Consider the following 26,260-nt stretch of genomic DNA (forward strand, 5'->3'; position numbering starts at 1 on the left):
ATTTTCGTTCCATAGTCCATTTCATGCGCATAAATATTTGGGAAAAATTTTTCAATTAGGAAACACTACTTTTAAAGGAGGGAATAGTTTTTGAAACCAATGCTACCTACATTAATATCCGAACCTCCGGAAAATGGCATTTGGATGTATGAAATAAAATATGATGGATTCCGAGCTATTTTAGAATTGGATGAAACAAATATATACCTTTGGAGTCGAAATGAATTAGACCTTCTGCCGCAATTCCCGGAACTAAAAGAATTCCTTCTACGAAACATAGAGAAAATAAAGAGGTATCTTCCTATAGTCTTGGATGGCGAGCTCGTTGTTCTTGAAAATCCAAATAAGGCAAATTTCGGTCAGCTGCAGATTCGGGGTCGTATGCGTTCAAACGAAAAAATTCGGGAAAAGGCAAAAAAACGCCCATGCCGATATTTAGTATTTGATCTGTTAAAAATGCAAGGACGAGATATGAAAAATCAACCTTATGTAGAGCGAAAAAAGGAGCTGGAATCTTTCTTTAAGGAAATAAGTTTCCCGTTATATCCTACAAACGAGAAAGAGGATTTATTGCAATATGTACCTTTCGAAAACAGCGCGGAATTGATCATTAAAAAAGTTCATACGTTTAACAGTGAGGGTATTGTTGCGAAGCTAAAAAAAAGCAAATGGGAGATAGGAAAAAGGACAAATAACTGGGTAAAAATCAAAAATTGGAAGAAAGTTTCCTGTTTTATTACGGGATATGATCCGAAGAACGGTTATTATCATATTGGCGTTTTTGAGGGGAAAGAGATTGTTAACTTAGGACTATTTCTATTCAGCATTTCACCAGAGCAAAAGCAGGCACTTAACCAGATAATAAAAGACAATGCTTATGAAAATGTAAATGGATTATTAAAAATCCACCCATCTATATGTATTGATGTCCATTATTTAGAATGGTATGAGGAACAATTGAGAGAGCCACATTTTCATCGTTTTCGTTTCGATCTTGCACCGGAGGATTGTACCTATGAACAATTCCGCCTAGACAAATTAGACATTCCAAAGGAGGTAGAGATTACACATCCGGACAAACCAATATGGAAGAATGAGATATCCAAATTAGATTTTATTGAATACATCAGGATTATGTCCTCTTATATATTGCCTTTTTTGCAAAATCGCTCATTAACTGTAATCAGATATCCACATGGAACATTTGAAGAACCCTTTTACCAAAAGAATTGCCCAGACTATGCACCTGCATTCATTGAAACCTATCGCGAAGATAATATTGATTATATTGTCTGCAATAATCTTGAGACATTGATGTGGCTTGCAAATCAGCTGGCAATTGAATTTCACATTCCATTTCATCATAACAAGACTCGATATGTAAGTGAAATCGTGTTTGATTTAGACCCGCCTTCCAGGAACGAATTTCATTTGGCAGTACATGCAAGTCTGATGATGAAAGAAGTCTTCGACCACCTGAATTTAATCAGTTATATTAAAACTTCTGGAAATAAGGGGCTGCAAATATACATCCCTTTGCCGGAAGACACCTATACATGGGAAGAAACTCGTTTTTTCACAGAATTTATTGCTGAATTTCTGATTACGAAGGAGCCACAATTATTTACTATCGAGAGATTGAAAAAGAATCGAAAAAATCGTTTGTACATTGATTTTGTTCAGCATGCAGAAGGGAAAACTATTATTGCTCCGTATTCGATGCGTGGAAATAAAGACGCATTGGTTGCTACCCCGCTTTTTTGGGAGGAAATTACGGATAAGCTACATCCGGAGCAGTTCACCATGAAAACGGTTTTGAAACGTATGAATGTGCTTGGCTGCCCATTCTCAAGCTTTTTTTCCGCAAAAGCAATACAACCATTCGGACCAGTATTACAGTTTTTAAAAAGCAATAAATAAACCGGCAGATACTCTCTGCCGGATATAACAACCATTATTTTTTTGATATGTCTGTCATCAATAGTAGAAATCTCCTAATCTGATTTAGAAAAGTTAAAATTAGCTTTAGATATGAACAATTATTATGAATAAGCGAATCAAAAAAGTATACTATCAACTACTTCCTTGGCGTGGCGTTCTAACTGCTCGTATTCATTTTGCTCTAAGCTTTCAGTCTTAGCGACTATGGAAAAATCCTCAGGTGTATATAACTCCACTTCTATTTCCGCCTCATATAAAAAGGTTGCATTACCTATCAAATCAATTTTATAATCATCATTCATTTTATGGACGATACAGCGAACCTTCCCGCCGTTAGTAAATACTTCGATCTCTTCTTCTATCTCATTTAGATGAAGCAAGCAAGATACTAACGAGGATGCTGACATTGCAGTACCGCAAGCATTTGTAAAACCGACCCCGCGTTCAAAAGTTCTTACATAAATTCTGCCTTCCTGAATAAATTTCACAAAGCTTACATTTACTCCATTTGGAAATAAGTCATTCGGTCCATTCACATATTCTGAAATTGTCTTCTGTATATTTGATCTAATTATTGTCTCATCCACAAAGCTAATCAGATGCGGATTCGGAACGGCAACAGCTGAAAACAACAAGTCTTGTGACAACTCTGTAACCTTTTCATTGAACAGCTTTTCTTTTGGAAGCATCATCGGAAGCTGATCTAGTTGAAAAAGAACGGGAGAAATTTCAACCTGATAAGTTGGAATTTGATTATAAATATATTCTGCTTTTTGTACCTTTAAATTGGCTTTTAATGTTTCAACAATTAATTCATCTTTCTGCAAAAGCTCACAGAGATAACGCCCGGCACATCGTAATCCATTTCCACACATGGAAGCTTCTGAACCATCTGCATTAAAAATCCTCATTTTTGCGTCACATATGTCACTGAACATTACAAAAAGGATTCCGTCAGCACCGAGTCTGGAATTTCGGTCACATAATGCAATGGCTAAATTTTCGCGATCTTTATCTGTAAAATCATATGAATTGGATATTTCATCGATTAAAATGAAATCGTTATTGGAACCGTGACATTTTTTTAGTTGTATCTTCACTATGGAAACCCCCAATATTCCGCTAAAAATGGAATCATATATTTAAAAATGCCACAAATATTTAGTTTTAGCAATTATTTTAGAAATAATAATTAGACTGTTAAATCCTCAGATAAGACGACCTCAGACCAGTTACATGCTTCTTTATATATAGAAAATAGTTGCTGTTCGGTTAATCCAACGCTTTTTGACATAAGGTCTACCTTTTCCCAATCAGCCTTTTCAATCGCCACTGTTATATCTAATATTTCCCTCATGCGATTATCTTTACCAATCAAAGCATCGGTTATTTCATCCCCAAGGGGGAGTCTCTGTAAAATGCTTTCCATTGGGGTAGATAGAATGGTATCCATTAGCGAAAACATCCCTACTAAAAAATAACTGGCAGACGGCAAAAATGTATATTGCGATTTAGAGATCATTTCACACATTTTCGCACGTGTTAAGCACAATTTCACCAATTCATTTGGTAATTGAAATTGATAGCCAGTATTTTCTCTAATAGCTAACACATATAACCATCTCTTTATTTCGATAAGGCCTAGCAAAATAATTGCCTGCCGGATGGAATGAATTTTATGTTTTGGCCTGTATGCAGGTGAATTGATTAACTTTAATAATTTGTAGGATAAGGATAAATCCTGCTCTATCAATTTTGCAATTTGGTCAATGCTTGGATCTATATCAGATAAATGCTTAATAATTTGAAAATAGGAAACAAACGATGGTGGAATATCTTGTGTTGATACGATTACAGGCTTGCTAAAAAAATACCCTTGAAAATAACTATAATTAGCTTTCTTCGCTTCTTCGAAATGTTCTCTAGTTTCCACTTTTTCTGCTAATAACTCTATTCCGAAAAATTTGACTACTTTTTCTATATTTCTTCTGATATCAGATGAAGTATTTAGATAATCTATTTTAACAATATCAACATACTTAAGTATTTGTTTCGCATAGGAATTTTCATGTTGTAAAATAAAATCATCTAAGGCAATTTTATACCCTAAACTCTTTAACTCCTTGCAAATTGCTAATAACTCCGTAGTGATTGGAACGTTTTCAAGAATTTCTACTATAATCTCCTGCGGTCTGAAATAAGTTGGAACCTTTTGCTTCAAAAGGTTTTCTGTAAAGTTAATAAAACAAGGCATACCACAAGATAAATCATCAATCCCAATATTAAGAAAACTATTTATGATGACATCTGCAGTGGCTTGATCACCGTCAACTTTGGGAAATTCATTTATTTGGCTTTGTCGATATAAAAGCTCATATCCGCAAACGTCTTCTTTTTGATTAAATATCGGTTGTCGTGCAACAAAGACTTCCATATTAGCGCTCCTTACTAAACCGTTTCCTTTTTTTCATTCCTATTCCATAGATTATCAAATTAATAGTCCAAAAGTCTATAGTTTGATTATCTTATGAATATTTATAGCAAAAAGGAGTAATCCACTTTAGATTACTCCTTACACATATAAACTATAAATATTGAAGAATAAAATTCAACAAAAACAACCCGGAAATCACATATAAAGGCATCGTTACTTCTTTCGCCTTACCGATAGAAACCTTTAGAAGCGGATATAAAATAAATCCGATAGCGATCCCATCTGCAATACTATACGTAAATGGAATCATGACAATGATTAATACGGCCGGAAACGCTTCGGTGATATCCTTTAAATCCATTGTCCGAATATTTAATGTCATCAATCCACCGATTAAAATAAGAATCGGCGCAATTGCATTGTCCGGTATCCATTTTAAATATGGAACAAAAAATATGGAACATAGAAATAGAGTGCCTGCAGTAATGGAAGTAATGCCTGTTCTCCCGCCTGCTGAAATGGACGCGGTAGACTCCACTGCTGCAACGGTAGGACTTGATCCAAATATTCCAGATAATGCCGCTGAGATTGCATTCACCTGTAATACCCGTTTGAACTTCCCTGGACTTCCGGCTAGCTTGGTTTGACTATGAATAAGTCCGATGCTTTCAAATACAAGTACCATAGTTAAAGAAAACACAGCAACCCAAAACGGAAATGATAGGAAATTAGCAAAGGATAATCCTGCGAATACCTTCCCATACTCATGCATGGAAAAAGTCATATTATGGTCATGTGGGATAAGACCTAAAAAATAGCCTAGAATTGTTCCAAACAAAATGCTGATTAGAAAATTCCCTTTTGTATTTCGTAAAAATAATACAATCGTAACTATAAATGTGAAGATAGTTGCTAAAACTTTTAGATCACTTAAATCACCCAAAGCAATTATGGATGAGCCGCCTCTAACAACTATTCCGCCTTTTTCCAAACCAATTAACATTAAAAATAAACCGAGTCCCACTGAAATAGCATCTTTTAACGTTTGCGGAATTGCAGAGTTTAGAAGCTTTGCAAGCTTTGTGAATGCGATGATAGCAAATATCAATCCCGAAACAAAAACGATACCAAGTGCTTCTTGCCATGAAAACCCTTTTGCTTGAACAAGAGTAAATGTAAATAATGCATTAATCCCCATACCAGGCACTAGGATAATCGGTGCATTTGCCACAAATCCCATAAGCAAGCAGCCGACAAAGGAAATAAGAATGGTAGCCAGCACTGCACCCTGAAAGGGTATGCCAGCTTCGGATAAAATTATGGAATTTACAGCTATAATATAGGCAACCGTAAAAAATCCAATTACTCCAGCAACCATTTCTTTCCTAATGGTTGTTTCATGTTCCGCGATATCAAATAAACGAAACTTTCTCATCTATCTCTTACCTTATTAAATTGTCCCTCTCCCATCCCGCTTTCCATGTTAAAAACATGTAAGCCACAATCCATAATTATATAGGACGAATAAAGGAATGACAACAATAATCATGCGGATAACTTTCTACATTCATCTGCACACCTAAAACAGGCCTCCGCACATCTCTGGCAATGTTGATGATCATGCTTTTTACACTCTGTTCCACATGCTTCACAAATAGCTGCACAGATCGCACAAATATCCCTAACGAATTCACTGCTTCTTTGCATTGCAGCAATTGTCAAACCGCAAATATCCGCACACTCTCTGTCCAGTTCGATACATTTTGTCATTTTTTCCGGGTGCTCTTCATTTAAACAGGCATGGAAGCAAATATTGCATGCTTCGAGACAGGAAAAGCAAGCTTCCAAACAAATCTTGTAATTTGCATTCATTGTAGGAACCTCCATCCATAAGATATGAATTTATTATGGAACCGACTTCCTATTTTCATGCAAGATTATTGCTGATTTAATTATATTGTTTCGCAAATATAAGAATAAGTAGTCCATACATTATATGTTGGTCTGTTTCATTCAGATTTTCTTGAAACGTTAAAATCGGTGTGTTAGGAGAAAAGTATCTTTGCAAGCTAATGGGCATCCACCCTTTTTGAATTACGGCAATTTGCTTATCTCTTTTAAAAAATTCAATTTTATGGGAAGCAAATGTGACTTTAATGGAATTATTATTGTCATCCATCAACTGCAATACCCGACTCTTCTTCTTCTGTAGAAAAACAGTCGTTACTTTTTGTTCACTTGAAATAATTTCAAGTTTCCTGGAATGATCACGTAGTTTAATAGTTGCCACTATTCTTCCATCTCTTTTTTTTAACTGGTAGGTGCTTGCTTTATGCTTTCGAAAATAAAAGGGCAAAAACCATTTCCATCTCGCCAAATTTTCATCACCAAGTTCACAAGCACATACCCCATTACTATTAAAAAATTGAATCATTAAGCTTGGAGCAGGTAAAAACATCAAAATTAAATCATTAGGTCTTACAGCCATCCTCATCCGTTCAGATGATAAGGAAATAATAGTATTACTTCTGTTCATGAAATATAAATATCGAAAAAGAAAATATGCTACTAGAATAGCAATAGAAAAAAATAGGATCCTTAATATTAATGAAAAGCCGGCTGCATGAAAAATAAATAAACATGCTAATAAGAAAAAGCCTGCTAGAATGACCTGATTTAAATAGATTCTGGACATAACGGTATAAAATTCTTTAATATTCATGTCTATTCACCCTAATTGTAGATTCATTCTATAATATGTTTTACTCTATTAATTCATGAATATAGTTTTAAAAGATCATAAAAAAATCCTCTATAAAGAGGATTTCTGAAAGGACATACTATTATTTTATAAAGCGAATCACTAGCGGGATTTGATATCGTTCCCCCTCATATGCTTTTACTGCGGCAATAATCGTGAATATAAATGCTAAGATTCCAATAACAAAAAGCGCTATTGCACCAATTAGGACAATCACTAGAATCCCGCTAACTATACCATATATTGTATAGGATATAAGGAAATTAAAATATTCCCTACCGTGATAATCTACATAGGATGATTCATCCTTTTTTAGCAGCCAAATTATTAATGGTCCGATAAATGTTGTAAAAAAACTGGACACATATATTAATGTAGCCATTAATCTTTCGTCTTTATTCGTCATGTTCTTCCCCCCTGAATTCTAATCATCTATAGCATATACGATTAGCATAAAAAAAAGATACATTTTTTTATCTTTTCTTTTTTGGACATCCTCTAAAATATTTTGCATATCATTTAATATGTTACCAATTATATTAAGCTCTTTTCTTATACTTTTGTCCGTGTAAACCTTATAAATTTCTCTACATGTAAGAAGTATGAATAACTGCTTAGAAAAGATGCCAGAACACAATATTAATTAGGATATAAAACAAAAAAATGCTTTAGTAAATGAAGGATTGAAGGTGAAATGATTTGCTGTCCAATATACAAGCATTTATTTTAGGAATTATTCAAGGGCTGACGGAATTCCTGCCAATTTCCAGTACCGGACATTTATTTATTGGAAGACATCTTTTCGGGCTGGATGAAGCGGGATTATTTCTTGATACCATGCTGCATGTTGGTACATTGCTTGCCGTACTAGTCGTGTATAAAGATGACCTTCTTCACATTGTGAAACATCCGTTCAGCAAATTAACAAAAATTATGATTGTTGGAACAATACCAGCAGTCATAGCGGGATTTTTGTTCAAAGATTTTTTCGATTCTATTTCAAAGTCAGGAGTGACAATTGGATGGGAGTTCTTAGCAACTGGAGCAATACTGTGGTGGGCTGAGGCATCGAAAAAAAACGGAAGCAAGAAGCTTGAGGACATTCGTTATTCTGATGCACTTATTATCGGTACTTTTCAAGCAGCAGCGATTTTCCCCGCGCTTTCACGGTCAGGTTTAACTATTGCAGCAGGGCTAGTAAGGAAATTGGATAGAGAGACAGCCGCATATTTTTCATTTTTATTATCCACACCAGCCATATTGGGAGGAATTGTTTTACAAGGCAAGGATCTATTCACTGGACAAGCAGAAAGTATTTCCTTAACAAGCCTTTTATTCGGTACAATAGCATCTGCCATATTTGGCTATTTTGCGATAGTAGGAATGATAAATTTCTTAAAAAAGAAATCTTTAAAAATATTTGCCTACTATGTATGGGGCTTAGGATTATTCATTATCACACTGCAAATGATTGGAATTTTTTAACGGAGTTGATCCACAATGAGTCATGAATGGATAATATCTTTTATGGAAAAATTGGGTGATTACGGATTTTTAGGGGTAACTCTCGCACTGATGATTGAAATTATTCCTAGTGAAATTGTATTAGCCTATGGAGGATACTTAATTGCCAATGATAAGCTTTCTTTTCTAAGTGCGCTTATTGCTGGAATTTTAGGTGGTACTATGGCACAGGTTTTTTTATATTGGCTCGGTTATTATGGAGGAAGACCTTTCTTTGAGAGATTTGGAAAGTTTTTATTTATAAAGAATAAGCATTTAGATGCTTCTGAAAGGTGGTTCCAACAATACGGTACAATCGTAATCTTCACAGCTAGATTTATTCCTATAGTTCGACATGCTATTTCCATTCCAGCCGGAATTGCCAGGATGAGGTTTTCCCAGTTTATACTTTACACAACTTGCGCCATGCTTCCGTGGACTATTTTATTCTTACTTTTGGGAATTCAATTAAACAACCATTGGGATTCGATAAGTGATATAGCAGGAAAATATATACAACCGATTATTATCATTGCTATATTATCACTAATTTTTTATTTTTATGTTCAATATCGCAGAAGAACAAAAAATTAAATGTCGAAGGTAGTAAAATTTGGTCAAAAAATATATATAATTATCCTATTTTCATTTGTTAATTTTTATTGTAATATACAAAAAGGAAAAGAAATCTTTTCATTAAATACTATAAAAAAATCATAAAGGGAGTAATTTCACTTAAGATTGATTGCCGGTACAATCCGGTTTAATGATAAAGTAAAATACAACTTTTTGATGGTTATCATCAATTAGGGAAGGCAAATGGTGCGCCACCAGCAAGAGTATTGTCTGGTTCTAGTGGGTTCGATTCCCACCCCGAAATTTTTTAGGCAATTTTAAAAAATTTCGAGGGTGGGTTTTCCTCTTTTTACGGGAGAACTGCCCTCTTTGGAGGGATATCGATGCTCAAGAAACGTGAGTTAACCGGACAAGAAAACTCTAGTTTATTTGAACTTATGGTGCACCCAGATGTCTTCCCTTTCGTTCGCCAAAAAGCATATTCACATGATGAATTTCTCTTTTTAACAAAACAAACGATTGAAGCAGAAGAACGCGGTGAGCTAATTTCGAGAACTATACTAGATGAATGGGGTAGCCCCATTGGTACCATTAATTTATTTGATATTAAGAATAATGCTGGTTTTTTAGGTACTTGGATTGGAAAGCCATACCATGGCAAAGGGTATAACAAGCTTGCAAAGGATGCGTTTTTCCAAGAATTATTCTATGAAATAGGGATTGAAACTATTTTTATGAGAATTCGAACAGAAAATATCCGATCTATTAAGGCGGCCGAAAAACTTCCTTTTGTCATAAAAGCAAATGAAACAAGGAAGTGTATATTCGATCAATTAAACAGAACAGAATATATATACGATTTATATGAAATATCCAAAGACCAATATTCGCTGCATTTAATGAGACAATCAGCAGAACAAGAGGAAACACAAGCGTTAGAAGCATAAAAACTCACCATTATTGGTGAGTTTTTTAACATTCTTCCATCATTATTAGATAATAACCTATTAGCTTCGCTTTCGCTGTATCCGAAATAGGAGAATCACTTATCCTTTTAATCGCATAATAAAATTTTTCTTCCTTCCGTTTTCTTAGTCGAGGATGTGTGTTCTCGTCTAGCAATTCATTTTTGATCGCATCCTTTAATATTTCCTCGGCAGTTTTACTGTCGTCCCTTAATAATCGATTATTCCATGTACTCCGATAACTTATCAATAATTCTTCAAAAGACACTAGTTAACACCTCTTTTTATACATAAAAAATAAATAATGGGAAATTCTATTTACTACAAATCACATTTGGAGGTATTCTGATGCATGGACCATATTGTTGTCCCAATTGCAAAACAAACCGTTCCAGATTTAATATTATACAGCAAATACCTCAAGCAGTGAAAATGGACCCACGGTCAGGAGAAATTGTAGAGGAATTTGAAAACAGCGCTGTAGATCCATTTCATATTCCTTATAAAGGTCCGGAATATCGGGTTCAATGCGCTGCATGTGGTCTTATTGAAGATGAAAGAACTTTTCTAAAATTTGGAGAACACTCTTAACATCACGCTATTTATTCTATAAATAGCGTTTTTTTTTTATAAAAAAATACAGCTCCTTTGAATACAGGAGCTGTATTAAAGTGTTATTTTCCACTTAAAACTTCCACCGCTTTTTTCACTTGCGGATCATCACTAATTATTTTATCTCTCAATTTATTCATTAGCTGCAGCGTAGTATCCCCACCAAGAGTACCAGTAACTTTAAGATGTTCTTCCTTTTGAAATTTCTCCACTGCATTTTTTGTTTGTTTATCATATAGTCCGTCGACTTTTCCAGGATTATATCCAATTGCTTTTAGCATTTGTTCAGCCGTTTTTACTTCACTAGAAACATCAGACACCTTCCACTTTTTATCTGGATTTATAATTGGAAGACTAGCGTATTTTGGAAGATCTACATTGAAATCTGGTTGAATTCCTTTTTCATGAATCCACTCACCATCTGGAGTTAACCATTTTGCAACAGTAAATTTAATATTAGATCCATCCTTAAAGGCTGTAGCCGTTTGGACCGTTCCTTTACCGAAAGACTTATGGCCAATTAAAGGAATTCCGGCAGATTCATGAAGTGCTGCTGCTGTAATTTCCGATGCGCTGGCACTACCTTCATCCATTAATATAGCAACCGGTATGTTAAACTTATTACCGCTTTCAGCAACCTCTTGCTCCCGTTTCCCTTTTCTATCTTCCGTTTGGACTATCTTTTTGCCCTCAGGTACAAATAAATTCGAAATTTTAATTGCCTGATCCAATAAACCTCCAGGATTTTGGCGCAAATCAATAATAAGAGACTTCATCCCTTTTTTGTCCATATCATCTAATGCTTTTACAAATTCATTATAGGTATTTTCAGAAAAGCTAGTAATTTGCACCTTGGCAATTCCGTTTTGCATCATTTCCGCATACACTGTATTGATTGGAATGTTATCTCGAACAATCGTCATTTCCGTTGTTACTTTTGAGCTGGCTGGTTGAATCGTTAATTTTACGCTCGTCCCTTTTTTACCGCGGATAAGCAATACCGCTTTATTTGCAGACATACCTCGAATACTTTTACCATCCACAGCTAGTATTTTATCATTTGGTTTTAAACCGGATTTTTCTGCCGGAGATCCTTTTATCGGAGATACAACAACTATAAAACCGTCTTTTTCTTGAATCTCTGCACCTATTCCTTCAAATGAGGAAGAAATACTTTCATTGAATTGCTTTGCTTCGTCTTCAGACATATAATCAGAATATGGGTCTCCTAAAGCATCCACCATTCCATTTATTGCACCATTAATTAACTTATCTTTGTTAACATCCTTGTAATAGTTGCCTTCTAACTTGTCATAAACAGCATACAGCTTATTAAATTCAGGTCGATTATTCGCGACAACATTCACTGCTTTTTTATCTCCAAATGCCAGTGCGAAGGTTGTTACACCTGCTGTTGCAAACACTAGAACAAAAATAAGCATTACAAATTTGAATTTTTTTATGCGTATATAACCATTTATTTGTTCTGTTGAGGAATCAACATTTTTTTTCTCTTCTTCCAAGACATTCACCACTTTCATTCCCGTATACATTGCTATGATATTCATATTTGCTATGTAAAAAATACTAACCACTTTATTTTATCAGCTTTTGTAGATTTACGAAAGAAAAGGATTTATTAGAGACGAAAAAACTCGAATGTTGGATTTTATTAAATGATGTTTGTGTTATTTTGTACTACCTTCATCTCATATATAACGGATAGTTAATAAGGAAGTAAAAAAACCTACAGTAATCGTAGCTAGTAAAGAATACAAAAAGATACTCAGCCCTAAAAAATTCATTCCCAATAAAAGGACAATAGTATCTAGCATAAAAATGATTATTCCCACATTTATACTCGAAAACGCCCCTACCATTTGTGCAAACAAATCCAAGCCATCGCCAGCAACTCCTGCTGCCAGAATTAATCCAGCTCCTATACCTATTAAAGCTCCTCCGATGAGTGCGCTTATAAAAATTGGAAAATGAATTCTATTAGATAAAAAGGTAAACAAGTCCAAAAAAAAGGAACAAAAAACTAGTCCAAAAAGACTGTTATAAAAATAGCGCCGATAATAAAAGAAAGCAAAAATATATAACGGAATGCTTAAACATATCATGCTTACAGCAGTTGGAATGGAAAAGAAATAATAAGTGATTAATGCTATTCCCATTAATCCTCCGTCCAGTAAATGGTGGGGGATTAAAAAACCGTTTACACCTATAGATAATAAAATACTTCCTAATATAATTTGTCCAACTTTTTGTATGGTCCTCTCCCCCGATATTTTATTTCTCTAAAAACAGTTTATTTAGGGGGAATACGATTCATGCAAAATTTCCATTATTACTCAATATTTCGCTAGGCTACATTTCGTTTATTTTTTCCATCCTAATATAGAATTAGTTTCAGGGCCTCTTTTCTTAAGATGATTACTCTTCATAACCAAAGTAAGGGAAGATATAAGGTTTTCATCACAAAAGAAGAAATTTTAAGAAAAACAAAAAAGGCGAGAAACCTCGCCTTTATATCTCCTTAACATGTTGAAAATATTCTTCTAATGTCCAATTATGCTTATAAATAACACTTGCCGCTTTCTTACCTACATAGCGAAAATGCCATGGTTCATATTCATATTTGGTAATATCCTCTTTACCCTTTGGATATCTCAAAATAAAGCCAAACTCGTGGGCATGCTCGCGTAGCCATATTCCCTCTTTTTCTTCACCTAATTTTTCGGTTAACAGAAAATTTTCTTTATCGCTTGTTATATCGATAGCTAGTCCCGTTTGGTGCTCGCTTTCTCCTGGAAATGCAACAGCTTGCTCCGCTTTTGCTTTGCCGACATTTGCTACCTCGGCATCAAATAATGCTTTTTGTCTTGTATATGATCGATAACATGAAGCAGCAAACAAATTAATGTTGTTCTTCTTCGCCTCTGCAAACATTTGCTCTAAAGCCACAGCTGCTTCCTTTCTCATATAGCTTTTTTCAATATCCTGATTCCCAAATGAAAAGGCTACTTTCGGACGGACAAGATCCGAAGGTTTATATTCTCCAAGAGAATAATCTTTATTTACTAAAGATAATATATTAGCTGGATTCTCAATTGTTTTAATTCCATTCACAACTTTTATTTGATTAAAATACTCCGAGTCTAACGTTAGCTCAGAATCTTCCGTATCACTTTTAGTTGTCTTGGATTGTTCACTATCATTATTCTTTATTTGCTTGGTCTGTTTTTCTGGACTCTTCTCAGTTTGGGTTTCTGTAAATTTTATTTTGCCCAAGCTGCAACCAGCTAACAAAAGAATCGCTGTTGTAAGAATTAAAAAACGTTTCATCATTTCACCTTTCTTCTTTATATCACAATTAAATTTATTCATATGTACGAGTGTATCAAAGAAATTGAAAAAAAGGGCAGGAAAAACTATGAATTTTTCATTAAACTTTTTACATGTATAGGACAAAAATAACAAAAGAGCATGCTTTTGGAAAGATTAGATCCAATAAAACAAAAAAGCCTCATTAAGAGACTTTTTATTTAACAGAAGCTTCCAAAGCAACCTCAATCATATCATTAAATGTTAATTGCCTTTCTTCTGCAGACGTTTCTTCACCTGTAATAATATGATCACTCACAGTCAATATGGATAGAGCATTTCGATTATATTTTGCTGCAAGTGTATATAGAGCTGCTGTTTCCATTTCTATTGCTAAGATACCGTAATTTGCCCATTTCTCATGATCAGCATTATCATTATAGAACATATCTGCGGTAAATACATTTCCAACCTTAAGGTTAAGTCCTTTTTCTATTCCGCTGTCATATGCTTTCTTCAATAATTCGAAGTTAGCAGCAGGTGCATAATCAATCCCACCAAATGTTAAGCGATTCATCTGTGAATCAGTAGATGCAGTCATTGCAATAATTACGTCCCTTACTTTCACATCCTTTTGAATAGCACCGCATGTCCCTACACGAATTAAATTTTGCACATTATAGCTTTGCATTAATTCGTTAATATATATAGAAATGGAAGGAACGCCCATTCCTGTTCCTTGTACAGATACTCTTTTACCTTTATAGGTTCCTGTAAAACCATACATGTTTCGAATTTCATTATAGCATGTAACATCCTCTAGGAATGTCTCTGCAATATATTTTGCACGAAGCGGATCACCAGGTAAAAGCACCGTTTCTGCAATTTCATTTTCCTTTGCACCAATATGTATACTCATTATTAATTCTCCTTTCAATTTCCGTATGTTCATTTTATAGTTTTCTACCTTTTGATGCAATCTTATTAGTAATGATAAAAGGTATTTTTGGTTACGATAAAGAGGAATATTGTAAGGAGGGAAAAATAAATGGGCAAAAAACATCGAAATCGTATAAATGGCCAAAAGAAAAATAACCATATACCGGCAGAACAAATCATCGCTGAACAAGAAGCACACGGCAAAGAATTTAGCGCAAATCGGCGTAAAAAATAAAAATGAAATGCCACCACCCAATTTGGGTGGTGGCTAAATTTTACCTATTTTCACTTGAAATCTAATCCCATTCCTCGTCGATGATGCATTTTGCAATTAAGTAATCAAATGTAATATCGGCGATTTCTTCGAGTTCCTCGGCCTTAGGTGCATAGCCTCTTTTTACAAGCTCATTGAAAAAGAACTCCGCAATTTCTTCCGTGTCAATAAACACTTCAATATCCCGCACTAAAATCGCCTCCTTTAAAAAAATGTATGTTCTTACATTACGTTTATGCCAATTTATATGTGGATATGAATAAACGATAAAACAATAGCTCCATCTATTTTCAAGAATGTTTTCTCAACTTATTATTGCTTTTATTTAAAAGGTCCGCCAATTGATTCTTAATGGTATCCATCATGTCGATATAATAAGAATCCGAAAACATTCCATACATGGTTTTATAATCATTATACATATCTAATAGTGCATCAATTTTATTAGTAAAATGGTCCTTAGGAGAAGGCAGAAGGAGAGGCTGTTTCATCTTTTTTATAGGATAAATAAAACCATATTTTTTCAAATAGCTATCGGCAATATCAGATTCTGCTACCAATATCAATTCATTTTCATCTGCCTCGAGCCATTCTCCATCCGTTACTCTTGTTAATTCATAAATAATATCTTCCCAAGCATCTTCCTTATAGCGCCATATTTCTGTTCTAAATCCGACTACCTTAAATAATTCATCAAGATATCCTTTTACCTGAACTAAATCTCCAAAGAAAAATTTATACTCGATGTCAATTTGTTCCTTATCCACTAACTCCCCTTTAAAATCGGAAAGCAATGTTAATCCATTATCCCTAAATAATCCGTCACCCTCATTTACCTCGTAAAAATATTGGCCATCTATATATTTAATATCTGAAATTTTGCCTACCGTACCGTATTTTAAAATAACAATGGTATCACCTATCTTAAAATGTGGTTTATCCTTATTGTCCATTGCCTCCCGTCTCCTTGAAACCCGTAGAGTAATTATTAATAAATTATATGCAGAAAATGAACAAAACGATTGTTTGGTTAAGCCTTTTTACATGATGACAAATACCTTTTTTTAACAAAGCATAATTAGCAATCAACTATTATTTGTTCGCTTCCAAGAGGTAAAGCTCCCACACCTTATCAAAAATAGACATCGATTCTAAATAAGCCCCGTTCATTTCCAGATACGAGCTCAATTCATGATAATCATTGGAATGTTTTGGAAAGGCATGGTCATTATATGCATGATTAGCAAATAAAGATATGTCATCCTTCGCTTTTGCATCACGGTATTTCATTAAATAATGATAAAAAGAAAGATTCATGATAATACGCCCTTCCTCCTAAAAAGATTTGCAATTACTATACAGGAAGAACTAAATTTCGTAAAGCTTTTGAGATTAGTCTGATTTAAAGTGCATGAAACATTGTAAATAAATACCAAAAATATGAGTCTTTGGAACATTTCCTCTAATATTTCGACAAATAATCGAAAGAATACCTAGATTATTCAGATATAAATTAGTAAAATAATCATTAGATATTTTGTCATATGTCTAAATTATTACTAGGAGGGGAACAATGTGGGCAAAAAAGCGAAAAAAATCAAAATCCCAAAAGAGAAAAAGCCCAAAAAGGTAGGGAAACTGAAAATAAAAAAAGAGAAAATTAACAAAAAACAAAAAGTCTCCTTTTCCTATTTTCAGTCCATCAGAGGCAAAATTACCATCTCTTTCGGAGTCTTGACAATCCTTTTGATTATTCTAACCATTACATCCTATCTCAACATGAGTAAGTTAGATAATGAATTAAGCCGTATCGTAGAGCAAGATGTAGTAATGCATGAAAAAGTCCAAGGAATTCTACAATCATCCTATACGATTGAATCAGCCGAAAGAGGCTATGCTATTACTGGGGATAAAAGCTTTCTTGACCCTTATTATGTAAGTAAAGATACTATCGATAAAAATATCAAAAAACTAAAAACATTTGTAAAAGGGGACAAATCCCAGCTAAAGAAAATTGAAGCAATTGAAGAATCCTACTATTTTTGGAGTGGTTCCATCGATAGTGTAATCCAGGCGCGCCAATTCCAAAGCGAAAAGGAAGCCAGGAACTTAATTATGGAAGCACATGGAAATGATTATATGGGAAAAATGCAATCAAATATCAAAGCATTTGATGATGCACAATCCAAATCATCCAAAGCAAGAATTGATAGTTTACATACTATGGTAACAATCATGGAAATTGTTTCTTTCATTTTATCTCTATTAGCCATCATTTTAACTATTGTTCTCTCAATTGCTTTATCAAGAGGAATCAAATCTAATGTGAAGAAAATTAGCAGCTCCATCTTAGAAATTGCAAATGCGGGTGGAGATTTAACAAAACGTATTCACGTTAAATCGAATGATGAGCTTTCTGGTCTTGCAAAAGATACAAACATTCTAATTGATGGAATCGCAAAGCTTGTAAAGGAAGTTGCAAAAATGGCCGAGAATGTATCGGTTAGTAGCGAAGAGCTCCTTGCCTCAGCAGAAGAAACGGCTAAAACTATTCTTTCCATCGCTGAAACTTCCGGTGAAATTGCCTCTGGCAGTGAAAAAACAACTTCTCAAATGGATGACTCGTTAAAGAAAATGGATTCTTTAAATGAAGTTGTGGAGGTTCTAGGAAGTCTTGCAGATCGTGTTAAAATCGCAGCTTTAAATATGCAATCTTCTGCAAAATCAGGAGAAACATCTGTTAAAGAGGCCTCTGTCAAAATAATGAGTATTGAAGAAACAATGGCAAATACAAGTTTTACTGTGGAATCATTAGGGAAAAAATCAGATGAAATTACAAAAATTATTAATACAATTACTGGTATTGCCGGACAAACAAATCTACTTGCATTAAATGCGGCCATTGAAGCGGCAAGAGCAGGTGAACATGGGCGTGGATTTGCAGTGGTTGCGGATGAGGTTAGAAAATTAGCAGAACAATCCCAAAACGCAGCTAAAGAAGTATCCAATATCGTTCACTCTATTCAGGATGAAGTGAATGCAGTTATTGAACAAAATAAAGAAGGAGTTCAAGCGGTTATTTCAGGAGTTGAAATTTCCAATGAAACTACTCAATCATTACAAAAAATCCTGGAAAATACAAATGATACTTCAAAGGTTATCACTGAAATGGTTGACCAAATTGAAAAAACATTACATCTAAGCAAGGAAGTAGCTCATTCCTTTGCTGCTGTCAGTGAAATTGCAGAGGTTACTGCTTCCCATACTGAAACTACAGCAGCAGCTTCTGAAGAAGGATCTGCAGCGATGGAACAAGTAACAGCGTCTGCCTCCGAATTATCCAAGCAAGCAGAAAACTTACGTCAATTAATCTCTAACTTTAAAATTTAAAAAGTCCCCTATTGGGGACTTTTTTCATCTATAAACTTTATCAAGGCACCATCCAACAAGCACCAATAATAATTAGCAAAATAAACAATACAACAATTAAGGCGAAGCCATTTCCACATCCTCCAGCATATCCATACCCGCCGCAACATCCATAGTCATAGGTAGGATAGCAACAGCCGCCGTAGCCACCGTAAGAGCCATAGTACATACCTTTCAACTCCTCAAATGAATTTTTATTTTCATTTTTAGGATATGTAAAACACCTATAGGTGGAATGTGTATATGCCCATATAAAATGATTTTGCAGGTGTGCCTAAGAAAACAGCTGCAAAAACTCACCGTATCCTTCTTTTTCCAATTCCTTTTTTGGAATGAATCTTAAAGCTGCAGAATTGATACAATATCTTAATTTGGTCGGACCCGGTCCATCATTAAAGACATGACCTAAGTGAGAGTCAGCACTTTTACTTCTCACCTCTGTACGTATCATCCCATGACTTAAGTCCTTTTTTTCAATAATTTCCTCTTCCTTGACCGGCTTAGTAAAACTTGGCCAACCGCATCCAGCATCAAATTTATCCCTTGAACTAAAAAGTGGTTTTCCCGATACAATATCAACATATATTCCTTCTTCAAATTGATTCCAGTATTCATTTTGAAACGGAGGTTCAGTAGCATTGTTTTGTGTTACCTCATATTGCATGCGGTTTAATTTCTTTTTTATTTCATTTTGGTTCATTCAAATCACCCCAATGTTTTTTGATAAATCCTGCTCTTCCAGATCCTTCATGATAAGCATTATAATGACCAGGATTTTTAAGATAATATTGCTGGTGATATTCCTCTGCTGGATAAAAAACGGAAGCAGGAACAATATCCACAACTATCGGTTTATTAAATCTTCCGCTGTTCTGTAAATTTTGCTTTGATTGCTCAGCGAGTATTTTTTGCTTATCGTTATGATAAAAAATAGCAGGCATATAAGAAGTGCCTCTATCATAAAATTGTCCGCCTGCATCCGTTGGATCAATTTGCTGCCAAAATACATTCAAAAGCTTCTCATAAGGAAATTTCTTCGGATCAAAGGTAATTTGCACCGCTTCCGTGTGCCCCGTCATTCCACTGCATACTTCTTCATAGGTTGGATTCGGTTTTGTTCCGCCTGTGTAGCCTGATATAACACTTATGATTCCTTCTTGCTCGTCAAACGGTTTCACCATACACCAAAAGCAACCACCCGCAAATGTAGCTTTCTCCATGTTTTTACCCCTTTTCGCTTTCTAAATAAGTATCTTTTAACCAGATTCCCTACCTCTTATAACACCGTGGTATTTATGATAGATTTTATTTATCAGTTGGGAACAGCAAAGAGAAGGAAATATCGTTTTCCGGTAAATTAAATGTATCTATTCGTGCCTTCATATCACCACGACCGATCTTCATTTTTTGCAGTCCTACATAAACTTCTCTTTTGTCCGGATAAATGGTTACCCACTCCGGAAATTTATAGGACTTTTTTATGAAATTTAAAACAAACGATACCGGAAGATTCAAATTTCCAATGGAGATAGATTTTTGCTTTAATATTAAATCTCCATTCTTTAAGCTCTCGGGCTCAAACGTCATTCTTAATCGGACATTCTCGGAGAATACAGGGATTGTACCATCTAGTTCTACATCGTCATACAAATACACATTATATTTTATTGGTCCATTTAAACCTTCTTTTTCAATATAATGGTTTATTAATTTATTTAGGTCATCCTTGTTCGTTCTTATATGAAATTGTACATATTTATCCTTATTTAGAGCTGTTTTCGGAATATTTTCTTTTTCTCCGGGCGCTGCAACCAGATATCCGATCACAGCAACAAAAATCAAAATTATCAAGAGTAGTATGAAAAATGCTGCTTTCCAGCGATTTTTTACATGTAACATTTTTTTACCTCACGTTGCTATTTTCGTAATTGTTCAAGCTTATTTTTACGTAAGTAATCCCCTATTCGATTAGCCATTAATTTATACCCTAAATCATTCGGGTGAAAATCATCCGTATAAAAAAGATTTTCATTTTGATTTTCAAAAATGTCGCTTACAGGGATAAATTGGGTATTGTAATACTGTGTCAATATTTGTTCACTTGCATTATTCCAATTAGAAACAATATCATCCATTTCTTTAATATCCGAGAACCACTTTCCGAAAGGATTATAAATACCAATTAATACGATGCCAACATTCGGTTTGTATTCACGAATTGTCTTAATAATGTTATTTAATTTTGTTTCATATCCAGCTAATGCTGTTTGAAATTTCGACACCTTCAGACTTGTAAAATTATCCTTAAACACTTTCATAACATCATTGCCGCCAATTGTTATGATGACCATATCCGCATTTTTAATTTCATTCATTACTTTTGGTTGTTTAAGCTTTATTAGCAATTGATCGGTACGATCCCCTCTTACACCGAAGTTTTGAAAGGTGACTTTCCCAATCCCTTTTTCATTTTCCATTATATCTTTCAAATACGGAATGTACCCTCCACGATTGGTGCTATCACCAACTCCTTGTGTAAGGGAATCTCCTACTGCAACAACTTTAATATTTTTCGGAATGAAATCCTTGGAAGGCATTGGCTTTGCCTCTATATTCGCTTTCTTGCTGGGTTGGTTATTAGTATGCACAGTACAGCCTGATACTAGAATAAAAATAGCTAAAAGTAAGGTGATCTTTCTTTTCATTCTTGTCACCTCGTTTGAACAAATTCATTTTATTATAACATTTACACACCGTTTTTTGGCAGAAAAAATAAAAAGAATCCCCTGCAATTAGGAGATCCTTTTTGACTTTTTCTAAGCATTATTTTTTAATACGGATGGATTATAAATTAATTCATATTCCGGCCATCTAAGTGTCCTTTTTAAATAATCTCTAAATGAATAATTATTTTTTACATTTGAGGAAGCTTGTATTTTTTTTACAAACTGAGCAAGACTTGCATTAATTTTATAAAAATGCGGGCTTGCATCACTCAATACCGGTATATCGGTAATTTTCACCTTCTGTCCATTATTTGTTTTGAACTCAAGGCTTTTAAATAGCAAATTATCAATCCTCTTTTTTAACCCGTTTGAATATATTATACCTTATGAACGTTCGCAGTTCTTGTCTGTTTTTGTCAAAAAATCTTTTTTTCTAATTGGACAATGAATTTATAGTCTTTCATAAATTTGAAATTCGTAGTCATATGGGTTCTCTTCGTTTTTTATTCCTTTTTCATTTGAAATAAGTTTCCACTCTGACCAATCCATTGGCGGAAAATATGTATCACCTTCAAAATCCTCATGGATCTTCGTTATATAAAGGCGGTCTACTTCTTCCATAAACAATCCGAAGATCTCGGCGCCTCCGGTAATAAATATTTCATCATTGTTTTCTCTAATCCACTTTAGTAAATCATTTTTCGTTTTAAAGGTTAAACAGCCTTCTGCATGGAAATGGGGGTCCCTGGTTAAAACAATATTAGTTCTCCCGGGGAGGGGTTTCCCAATTGATTCATATGTTTTCCGCCCCATTACAATAGGGTGTCCCATTGTCGTTCTTTTAAAATATTTTAAATCCTCCGGTAAATGCCACGGTAATTGATTGTTCTTTCCGATAATGCCCTTTTTATCTTCTGCCCATAAAAAAGAGATCATACACTGACAGCTCCTTTTATATGTGGATGTGGTTGATAATCTTCTAATGAGAAATCCTCGTACGTAAATTCAAAAATAGATTCTACCTTTTTATTTATAACCATTTTAGGAAGTGGCTTCGGATCACGTGTTAATTGAAGATTTACTTGTTCAATATGGTTTTCATATATATGCGCATCTCCTAAAGTATGAATAAACTCTCCCGGTTCTAAATTACAAACCTGAGCGATCATCATTGTCAATAAAGCATAGGATGCGATGTTGAACGGAACTCCTAAGAAAATGTCAGCAGATCGTTGATAGAGCTGGCAAGATAATGCTCCATTTGCTACATGAAATTGAAAGAAGCAATGACATGGCGGAAGGGCCATTTTATCAATTTCTCCAACGTTCCACGCATTTACAATTAATCTTCGGGAGTTCGGATTCGTTTTAATTTGATTAATTACATCTGTTATTTGATCTATTGTTTCACCGTTAGCTGCCTCCCATGATCTCCATTGATGGCCGTATACTGGTCCAAGATCCCCATTTTCATCTGCCCATTCGTTCCATATCCTTACACCATTTTCTTGTAGGTATTTAACATTTGTATCGCCATTTAACATCCAAAGAAGTTCATGAATAATAGATTTTAAGTGAAGTTTTTTCGTTGTAAGAAGCGGGAAACCTTCGGCAAGATTGAACCTCATTTGATATCCAAAGGTGCTGATTGTTCCTGTTCCAGTTCGATCTCCCTTTTTCGTTCCATTTTCTAAAACGTGTTTGCATAAATCCAAGTATTGTTTCATCTGTATACCTCGTTTTCCCTATGATAATTTCGAAATATATTCATACGTAAAAGGGGCAAATTTTTTTAACTGTATTTTAGTGGAGGTTGAATAAAAAAACATAGCAAAGCATTCGGCAAAGTATTCTTCCTGATAATCAATAAAATAGGCATTACCCGGAAACAATTTTGGGGCTTCCTGTTTCCAAATTGTATCAAAAGTACTTTGCTCGTTCTTTCCGTCATAGAGATAATGCTCTAGTGAGTGTGCAAGCTCATGGAGCTCTAAATTAACAGACCCGTGCCCCTTCCCCTTCTCGCTGCATCCGATTTTAATAAGTACTGTTTTCGAGCCTCCAATTCCAGGAACATCATCCCATGTAATGGAGTGGTTTGCATATCCCCTTGGCGTTTTTCCTTTTAAATAGGCTGCTGTTGGATTATCTGTTAGCTTACCTTGGAATAATTTTATTTTAATGCCTTTTGAATCTGCTCTTTTCAGAATAGAAGGAGGCAAATGATCTAATCTAGAAATAATTTTTTTCACTTCATTCCTATCGTAATTCTTCTCCTTTGGCAAAACAACCATATCACCCAAGGATAGTGGTGAACGGAGCTGAACAGTCTTGAAAAGCCCACTATTCTTTAATAATATACCATCTAAAGATGATTTTGATAGCCCTAATAGTAAAATTACGACAATGATGAAAACATATTTTGATGCCTTATGCATTATCAGCACTTCCTATTTCATTTCTGATAGATATCTAGTTTCATTATATCATAGGGACGTTCGATAGATTCCCCAAATTACTTGGTATCAATAGTAAAAAAAGGTGCCAAAAATGGCACCTATTCTTATACACTCATCCATTTTGGAGGAGTGTTTTTATCCCAATATATAGTTCCAAGTGCATAATGCTTTTGGTAGTTATCGAATTGCACATGGTAATGAAAATCAAAGTAATAACCATCCATTGGAGGATGATCCCTTCTTACATGGAACCGAATAATATCTTCGTTTGTATTAGCATCATAAATATGAAATATTTTTTCTCCAATACCTCCACTCGGCTTCTCCGATATTGCTAATGCTTCCAGTCTTTCTTCCGGATATTCTTTCACTGTCATTTCTATTGCTCTTTGAATATTAGGCATAATCACTTGTCTAAATTCATCTTCGATAACTGGACCGATTTTCTCTCCAAATTTTTCAAACGATTGTTTCTCAGCCTCTGCCATCATAGAATGGACAATGTTTTCCCTATCAAACTTAGATTCTTGGAAGGATGTAATAGATTGATTTTGCGTCGAATTGTGCTTTTGCTGTTCTGATTTATCAACCTCTTGATTTCCATTCCAGAATGCATGTGCAGGGGTAACCATTCCAAACGTAAAAATGGAAACCAATACGACGATTGATTTTTTCAGCCACTTTTTCACGGTTCATCCCCCCTTCACTAAATCCTTATAAATTAACTATACTTTTCATAATTACTTCATTATCCTATGGAAAACTTAATTTAATTTTAAATATTTAGCACTTATTATTATTTTACTATGAAAAATGGTAAAAGAATAGGAAAACATTGTATAATTTGTTGCGGTTTTTGACTTTGCATTCTTTTCTATTACAGTGTAATTACCCCATAATGGAATTTAGCAGATTGTCTTTTATACACTTGGAAGTTAAACTCCTTAAAGAGTGGTGATCTAAAATGATCCTTCAAGACAATTCTAGACCTTGCCACCCTTTTTGCTTCTTTCATTGTATCAGAGGAGATGCCTCCATAAATAGCTAAATCCCGCAAAGCTTTTATCCCTTCTGATGTTAAAATCGATTCCTCAAACATTGGGTCAAAGTAGACGACATCAAACATATTTTCCGAACATTTTTTAAAAAAATCCTCATAAAATGAGTGATGCACTTGTATCCTTTTCATTGCGACATTCATCTCGTCTACATCTGAGCACCAATTACGCAAGCCTTTTTGAACAAGATATGCCAGGTACTTGTTGCCTTCTAGAGAAACTACTCTCCCAGTTTCTCCAACAGCAAAAGAAGCTGTGATACTATCAGAGGCAAGCCCCATCGTACAGTCTAATACACTCATACCTTCCGATAGTTCTGCTGCATCTATAAATGGATCATGCTCACCCTTTAATAATCTTTTTATTCTAAAGTTTGCTGAATTAGGATGAAAGAAAAAAGGAAGCTCGGACTTTCGCATATGTAATTCTAATCTTTCTTTTCCAGCAACTATACAGTCGTCATCATAGTATTCTTGTAAAGACCGAATAGACTGTTTCCTTCTTACCACAAAAGGAATATGTAAATCCATTGCAACCTGTTTTCCATATTCATTCAATGCTTCTGTTGTTCTCCCAGCAGTCGTTACAAACATATTAATCACCTAAAAACAGGGTGTCACTTGACACCCTTCTAATATTAAGGCTGTTATCGTATAGAATGTAGTTTTTCGGATAGTGTTATAAATCTTAATATAGTATTAGCTAGGGGCATCTTTTATTAAAAAAGTTATTCATTCGTCCCCAAAGATCATAGATATTTTAAGATTTTCGCCTGAAAAAGCAACAAAGTTTAAGAATGGAGCCTTTATTTACAATATTTTTGGAAAGCACTGGTTATATTATCAACAATTTCATCCACTTCATGATCCTCTATGTCATCGCGAGGTATAAAATGCTCGACTTTCTTTCCATTTAAAATGGCCATCGATGGGGAAGATGGTTCATATTCTCCGAAATACTCACGCATTTTAGCAGTTGCTTCTTTATCTTGACCAGCAAATACCGTGACTAAATGATTAGGCTTATTGTCACTCTTTACTACTGCTTCCACCGCTGCTGGACGTGCTAGGCCAGCAGCACACCCACATACAGAGTTAACTACTACAAGTGTTGTACCTTCAACAGATTCCATAAAGTTTTCTACTTCTTCAGCAGTTAATAGCTCTTTAAAATTAGCTTGGACAAGCTCTTCCCTCATCGGTTTCACTATTTGCTTCATATACTCTTCATATGCCATTGACATCTATATTGCCTCC

The 26,260-nt window shown here is 34.6% G+C and carries 33 protein-coding genes; 7 read left to right on the forward strand and 26 right to left on the reverse strand.

Translation table 11 applies throughout. The annotated features are described in order from the left end of the window. The first annotated feature begins 90 nt into the window (after positions 1–90). A complete protein-coding gene (locus KHA87_RS07735; RefSeq protein WP_213093502.1) occupies positions 91–1,920 on the forward strand; it encodes a DNA ligase D in 1,830 nt (609 codons plus the stop codon). Between the two features lie 137 nt (positions 1,921–2,057). Here KHA87_RS07735 and dapF read toward each other — a convergent pair whose 3' ends face one another. The 6 genes from dapF to KHA87_RS07765 form a co-directional block, all read right to left on the reverse strand. Further along, positions 2,058–3,041 carry a diaminopimelate epimerase gene (gene dapF, locus KHA87_RS07740; protein ID WP_213093503.1) on the reverse strand — a complete coding sequence of 328 codons (984 nt, stop codon included), beginning with the start codon at positions 3,039–3,041 and terminating at the stop codon, positions 2,058–2,060. A gap of 92 nt (positions 3,042–3,133) precedes the next feature. Next, on the reverse strand, positions 3,134–4,375 hold the full coding sequence (locus tag KHA87_RS07745; RefSeq protein ID WP_213093504.1) for an EAL and HDOD domain-containing protein: 1,242 nt from the start codon (positions 4,373–4,375) through the stop codon (positions 3,134–3,136). 151 nt (positions 4,376–4,526) lie between these two features. Next, positions 4,527–5,810, reverse strand: a complete 1,284-nt coding sequence (locus KHA87_RS07750; protein WP_213093505.1) for an NCS2 family permease — start codon at positions 5,808–5,810, stop codon at positions 4,527–4,529. 110 nt (positions 5,811–5,920) lie between these two features. Next, the gene (locus KHA87_RS07755; RefSeq protein ID WP_213093506.1) at positions 5,921–6,247 is read right to left on the reverse strand and encodes a four-helix bundle copper-binding protein; all 327 of its coding nucleotides are present in this window, start codon (positions 6,245–6,247) and stop codon (positions 5,921–5,923) included. A 76-nt stretch (positions 6,248–6,323) separates the two neighbouring features. Continuing rightward, positions 6,324–7,097, reverse strand: coding sequence for a hypothetical protein (locus KHA87_RS07760; protein ID WP_213093507.1), 774 nt, complete (start codon positions 7,095–7,097; stop codon positions 6,324–6,326). Between the two features lie 121 nt (positions 7,098–7,218). Then, on the reverse strand, positions 7,219–7,542 hold the full coding sequence (locus KHA87_RS07765) for a DUF4870 domain-containing protein (RefSeq protein WP_213093508.1): 324 nt from the start codon (positions 7,540–7,542) through the stop codon (positions 7,219–7,221). A 296-nt stretch (positions 7,543–7,838) separates the two neighbouring features. On the opposite strand from KHA87_RS07765, the gene KHA87_RS07770 reads away from it, so the two are divergent. The 3 genes from KHA87_RS07770 (at position 7,839) to KHA87_RS07780 (ending at position 10,162) form a co-directional block, all read left to right on the forward strand. Next, a complete protein-coding gene (locus tag KHA87_RS07770) occupies positions 7,839–8,621 on the forward strand; it encodes an undecaprenyl-diphosphate phosphatase (RefSeq protein WP_213094274.1) in 783 nt (260 codons plus the stop codon). 15 nt (positions 8,622–8,636) lie between these two features. Next, the gene (gene uptA, locus KHA87_RS07775) at positions 8,637–9,233 is read left to right on the forward strand and encodes an undecaprenyl phosphate transporter UptA (protein WP_213093509.1); all 597 of its coding nucleotides are present in this window, start codon (positions 8,637–8,639) and stop codon (positions 9,231–9,233) included. 365 nt (positions 9,234–9,598) lie between these two features. Beyond that, a complete protein-coding gene (locus KHA87_RS07780) occupies positions 9,599–10,162 on the forward strand; it encodes a GNAT family N-acetyltransferase (RefSeq protein ID WP_213093510.1) in 564 nt (187 codons plus the stop codon). 25 nt (positions 10,163–10,187) lie between these two features. Here the strand turns inward: KHA87_RS07780 and KHA87_RS07785 are convergent, their stop codons facing one another. After that, positions 10,188–10,448 carry a hypothetical protein gene (locus KHA87_RS07785; protein WP_213093511.1) on the reverse strand — a complete coding sequence of 87 codons (261 nt, stop codon included), beginning with the start codon at positions 10,446–10,448 and terminating at the stop codon, positions 10,188–10,190. An 80-nt stretch (positions 10,449–10,528) separates the two neighbouring features. On the opposite strand from KHA87_RS07785, the gene KHA87_RS07790 reads away from it, so the two are divergent. After that, positions 10,529–10,771, forward strand: a complete 243-nt coding sequence (locus KHA87_RS07790; RefSeq protein ID WP_213093512.1) for a DNA alkylation repair protein — start codon at positions 10,529–10,531, stop codon at positions 10,769–10,771. Between the two features lie 83 nt (positions 10,772–10,854). Here KHA87_RS07790 and KHA87_RS07795 read toward each other — a convergent pair whose 3' ends face one another. From KHA87_RS07795 to deoD, 4 genes are all read right to left on the reverse strand, one after another. Further along, on the reverse strand, positions 10,855–12,315 hold the full coding sequence (locus KHA87_RS07795) for a lmo1851 family serine protease (RefSeq protein WP_481748339.1): 1,461 nt from the start codon (positions 12,313–12,315) through the stop codon (positions 10,855–10,857). Positions 12,316–12,501: 186 nt separating this feature from the next. Beyond that, on the reverse strand, positions 12,502–13,083 hold the full coding sequence (locus KHA87_RS07800; RefSeq protein ID WP_213094276.1) for a YitT family protein: 582 nt from the start codon (positions 13,081–13,083) through the stop codon (positions 12,502–12,504). 238 nt (positions 13,084–13,321) lie between these two features. Further along, positions 13,322–14,143, reverse strand: a complete 822-nt coding sequence (locus tag KHA87_RS07805) for a M15 family metallopeptidase (RefSeq protein WP_213093513.1) — start codon at positions 14,141–14,143, stop codon at positions 13,322–13,324. A 193-nt stretch (positions 14,144–14,336) separates the two neighbouring features. Beyond that, entirely contained in the window at positions 14,337–15,038 is a 702-nt protein-coding gene (gene deoD, locus KHA87_RS07810) for a purine-nucleoside phosphorylase (RefSeq protein ID WP_213093514.1), read from the reverse strand. A gap of 129 nt (positions 15,039–15,167) precedes the next feature. Between deoD and KHA87_RS07815 the strand changes: the two genes are divergently transcribed. After that, positions 15,168–15,293: a hypothetical protein gene (locus KHA87_RS07815; RefSeq protein WP_213093515.1), complete on the forward strand. Its 126-nt coding sequence runs from the start codon at positions 15,168–15,170 to the stop codon at positions 15,291–15,293. Positions 15,294–15,354: 61 nt separating this feature from the next. Here the strand turns inward: KHA87_RS07815 and KHA87_RS07820 are convergent, their stop codons facing one another. The 3 genes from KHA87_RS07820 to KHA87_RS07830 form a co-directional block, all read right to left on the reverse strand. Continuing rightward, entirely contained in the window at positions 15,355–15,522 is a 168-nt protein-coding gene (locus KHA87_RS07820) for a YozD family protein (protein ID WP_213093516.1), read from the reverse strand. 100 nt (positions 15,523–15,622) lie between these two features. Continuing rightward, the gene (locus KHA87_RS07825; RefSeq protein WP_213093517.1) at positions 15,623–16,285 is read right to left on the reverse strand and encodes a hypothetical protein; all 663 of its coding nucleotides are present in this window, start codon (positions 16,283–16,285) and stop codon (positions 15,623–15,625) included. Positions 16,286–16,424: 139 nt separating this feature from the next. Continuing rightward, positions 16,425–16,649 carry a YozE family protein gene (locus tag KHA87_RS07830; protein WP_213093518.1) on the reverse strand — a complete coding sequence of 75 codons (225 nt, stop codon included), beginning with the start codon at positions 16,647–16,649 and terminating at the stop codon, positions 16,425–16,427. A gap of 258 nt (positions 16,650–16,907) precedes the next feature. Here KHA87_RS07830 and KHA87_RS07835 point away from each other — a divergent pair, with 258 nt between their 5' ends. After that, a complete protein-coding gene (locus KHA87_RS07835; protein ID WP_213093519.1) occupies positions 16,908–18,722 on the forward strand; it encodes a methyl-accepting chemotaxis protein in 1,815 nt (604 codons plus the stop codon). 40 nt (positions 18,723–18,762) lie between these two features. On the opposite strand, the gene KHA87_RS07840 is transcribed toward KHA87_RS07835, so the two are convergent. From KHA87_RS07840 to KHA87_RS07895, 12 genes are all read right to left on the reverse strand, one after another. Then, complete coding sequence (locus KHA87_RS07840) at positions 18,763–18,930, reverse strand: YjcZ family sporulation protein (protein ID WP_213093520.1); 168 nt, start codon at positions 18,928–18,930, stop codon at positions 18,763–18,765. 105 nt (positions 18,931–19,035) lie between these two features. Then, complete coding sequence (msrB, locus tag KHA87_RS07845; RefSeq protein WP_213093521.1) at positions 19,036–19,461, reverse strand: peptide-methionine (R)-S-oxide reductase MsrB; 426 nt, start codon at positions 19,459–19,461, stop codon at positions 19,036–19,038. After that, entirely contained in the window at positions 19,448–19,981 is a 534-nt protein-coding gene (gene msrA, locus KHA87_RS07850; RefSeq protein ID WP_213093522.1) for a peptide-methionine (S)-S-oxide reductase MsrA, read from the reverse strand. Before msrA ends, msrB begins: the two co-directional genes overlap by 14 nt. Before the next feature lie 85 nt (positions 19,982–20,066). Then, positions 20,067–20,660, reverse strand: coding sequence for a YpmS family protein (locus KHA87_RS07855; RefSeq protein ID WP_213093523.1), 594 nt, complete (start codon positions 20,658–20,660; stop codon positions 20,067–20,069). A gap of 17 nt (positions 20,661–20,677) precedes the next feature. Further along, complete coding sequence (locus KHA87_RS07860; protein WP_213093524.1) at positions 20,678–21,466, reverse strand: SGNH/GDSL hydrolase family protein; 789 nt, start codon at positions 21,464–21,466, stop codon at positions 20,678–20,680. 111 nt (positions 21,467–21,577) lie between these two features. Further along, positions 21,578–21,829, reverse strand: coding sequence for a DUF2535 family protein (locus tag KHA87_RS07865; protein WP_213093525.1), 252 nt, complete (start codon positions 21,827–21,829; stop codon positions 21,578–21,580). A 108-nt stretch (positions 21,830–21,937) separates the two neighbouring features. After that, positions 21,938–22,423, reverse strand: coding sequence for a dihydrofolate reductase (locus KHA87_RS07870; RefSeq protein WP_213093526.1), 486 nt, complete (start codon positions 22,421–22,423; stop codon positions 21,938–21,940). Further along, positions 22,420–23,214 carry a thymidylate synthase gene (locus KHA87_RS07875; protein WP_213093527.1) on the reverse strand — a complete coding sequence of 265 codons (795 nt, stop codon included), beginning with the start codon at positions 23,212–23,214 and terminating at the stop codon, positions 22,420–22,422. The genes KHA87_RS07870 and KHA87_RS07875 overlap by 4 nt, the downstream gene beginning before the upstream one ends. Before the next feature lie 18 nt (positions 23,215–23,232). After that, positions 23,233–23,925 (reverse strand): anthrax toxin lethal factor-related metalloendopeptidase, encoded by a 693-nt coding sequence (locus KHA87_RS07880; RefSeq protein WP_213093528.1) that lies wholly within the window; start codon positions 23,923–23,925, stop codon positions 23,233–23,235. Between the two features lie 125 nt (positions 23,926–24,050). Next, positions 24,051–24,635, reverse strand: a complete 585-nt coding sequence (locus KHA87_RS07885) for a YpjP family protein (protein ID WP_213093529.1) — start codon at positions 24,633–24,635, stop codon at positions 24,051–24,053. A gap of 188 nt (positions 24,636–24,823) precedes the next feature. Next, a complete protein-coding gene (locus KHA87_RS07890) occupies positions 24,824–25,597 on the reverse strand; it encodes a class I SAM-dependent methyltransferase (RefSeq protein ID WP_213093530.1) in 774 nt (257 codons plus the stop codon). A gap of 212 nt (positions 25,598–25,809) precedes the next feature. Then, the gene (locus KHA87_RS07895; protein WP_213093531.1) at positions 25,810–26,247 is read right to left on the reverse strand and encodes a BrxA/BrxB family bacilliredoxin; all 438 of its coding nucleotides are present in this window, start codon (positions 26,245–26,247) and stop codon (positions 25,810–25,812) included. Between the last annotated feature and the right edge of the window lie 13 nt (positions 26,248–26,260).

The organism is Bacillus sp. FJAT-49736 (genome assembly GCF_018343615.1).
Taxonomy (GTDB): domain Bacteria; phylum Bacillota; class Bacilli; order Bacillales; family Bacillaceae_C; genus Margalitia.